This is a genomic window from Streptomyces poriferorum (assembly GCF_019399235.1).
GTDB lineage: Bacteria > Actinomycetota > Actinomycetes > Streptomycetales > Streptomycetaceae > Streptomyces > Streptomyces poriferorum.
In genome coordinates this window covers 1-2,446 of sequence record NZ_JAELVH010000539.1, presented here as the reverse complement: position 1 = coordinate 2,446, position 2,446 = coordinate 1, and the positions used below count along the sequence as shown (strand labels likewise).

Here is a 2,446-nt window from a genome sequence, read left to right as displayed (position 1 = left end):
CTGTTCGCCGACATCCTCGGCCTGGAACGGGTCGGGATCGACGACAGCTTCTTCGACCTCGGCGGACACTCGCTCCTCGCCACCCGCCTCGTCTCCCGCATCCGCACCGCACTCGACGCCGAACTCTCCGTCCGCCAGCTCTTCGAGGCCTCCACGGTCGCCGCCGTGGCAGCGCTGGTTCAGCAGGCCGGGAGAGCGCGTGCCGGGGTCGTGGCAGGGCCCCGGCCCGATCGGATCCCGCTGTCCTTCGCCCAGCAGGGGCAGTGGTTCCTGCACCAGCTCGAAGGCCCCAATGCCACGTACAACATCCCGGTTGCCCTGAGGCTCTCCGGTGCGCTGGATCGTTCGGCGCTCGAGGCGGCACTGGCAGACGTCGTGGAGCGCCACGAGTCCCTGCGCACCGTCATGGCCGAGGACGAGCAGGGCGCGTACCAGGTCATCCGGACCGAGGTACATCCGGAGCTGAACGTCGAGAAGGTGACGGCGGAACACCTGCCCGTCGCGTTGAAGACCGCAGCGGCCCGCGCCTTCGACCTGACGGGCGAGATCCCGCTTCGGGCCACCCTGTTCGAGACAGCGCCCGACGCGTACGTCCTGCTCGTGCTGATCCATCACATCGCCGCCGACGAATGGTCGTTCGGCCCGCTGGCCCGCGACCTCGCGACGGCATACACCGCACGCCACGCGGGCGCCGGAACAGCTTGGGCACCGCTGCCGGTGCAGTACGCCGACTTCACCCTGTGGCAGCGCGAGGTCCTCGGCTCCGAGGACGACCCGGAGAGCTCTGCCGCCCGGCAGATCGCCTACTGGCAGCACGCATTGGCCGGTCTGCCGGCGGAGCTGGAACTGCCGACCGACCGCCCCCGGCCGTCCGTGCCCTCCTACCAGGGCGGAAGCGTCGAGTTCGAGGTCTCGCAAGAGCTGCACCGGCGGGTGGAGGAGGTGGCCCGGGAGCATCAGGACGATCCCCGCGGCATTCGCACACCAGGACGTTCCCTTCGAACGACTGGTGAGAGCTCTCAACCCCGAGCGCTCGTCCTCGCGCCACCCGCTGTTCCAGACCGTCCTGAACTGGGCCAACGACGACAACCGCGAGGCCCTCGCGGCGTCGGCAGGAATGCCCGGGCTCAGCGTCGCGGTGGAGGAAGCCGCGGCGGGTGCGGCGAAGTTCGACCTGGTCTTCCACCTGTCCGGGGTGCGTGGTGCCGATGGCGGTGCCGCGGGTCTGCGGGGCGAGCTGGAGTTCAACGCGGACCTGTTCGACCGGTCCACAGCTGTGGTGTGGGGCGAGCGGTTCGTGCGGGTGCTGGAGGGGCTGCTCGCGGAGCCGGGACGCGGCATCGGGGCGGTACCGGTTCTCTCCGTGGGTGAGCGGGACGCGGTGGTCGAGACCTGGACCGCCACTTCGGAGCTGCCGGCCGGTGACGGCGCTTCGCTGGTGGATGCCTTCGAGGCGCAGGTCGTTGCCGGTGCTGCTGCTGTGTCGTGTGAGGGGGTGTCGCTGTCGTACGGGGAGCTGAACGCGGCGGCGAACCGTCTGGCACGGGTGCTTGCGGACCGGGGGGTGGGTCCGGAGTCGCTGGTCGCCGTTGCCCTGCCCCGTTCGGCGGAGATGGTGGTGGCGTTGCTGGGTGTGCTGAAGGCGGGTGCGGCATACGTGCCGGTCGACCCGTCCTACCCGGCCGACCGGATCGCCTACCTGCTGGACGACGCGAACCCTGCCCTCGTCATCGCCACATCCCAGGTTGCGAACGACCTGAACGGCGACGGCTGGCTGCTGCTGGACTCTCCCGATACCCTCTCCGACCTTGCCGGCCGCTCAAGCGGTGACCTGACACAGAAGGAGCGAGTCTCACCGCTCCTGCCCCAGCACCCCGCGTATGTCATCTACACGTCCGGTTCTACGGGCCGGCCCAAGGGTGTCGTTGTCGCGCACGAGCAGGTGGTGCGCCTGTTCACCTCGACCCATGAGTGGTTCGGGTTCGGGCCGGAGCAGGTGTGGACGATGTTCCACTCCTACGCCTTCGACTTCTCCGTCTGGGAACTGTGGGGACCGCTGCTCCATGGCGGGCGTCTCGTCGTCGTCCCCCACACGGTCAGCCGCAGCCCCGAACTGTTCCTGGACCTCCTGGTCCGCGAACGCGTCACCGTCCTCAACCAGACCCCCTCAGCCTTCTACCAGCTCATCCAGGCCGACACCGAAATCCCCGAACTGGGCGACCGCCTCGCTCTGGAGTACGTGGTCTTCGGCGGGGAGGCACTGGATCCGGGCCGGCTGACCGCCTGGTTCCACCGCCACCCGCAGGACAGTCCGCGCCTGGTCAACATGTACGGCATCACCGAAACCACCGTCCACGTCACCCACCGCCCCCTCACCCCAGCCACACCGGGCGCCGGGTCCCAGCGGTCCCTGATCGGCGGCCCCATCCCCGACCTGCGCCTCTAC

Annotated in this window: 1 protein-coding gene and 1 pseudogene; both read left to right on the top strand. The window is 69.5% G+C overall.

Annotation, left to right across the window (positions count from 1 at the left end):
* Window positions 1–900: pseudogene (locus JGS39_RS42045) on the top strand (condensation domain-containing protein); the annotation flags it as partial.
* A gap of 109 nt (window positions 901–1,009) precedes the next feature.
* A partial coding sequence (locus JGS39_RS39420; protein ID WP_443742935.1) for an AMP-binding protein occupies window positions 1,010–2,446 on the top strand: 1,437 nt, incomplete at its 3' end.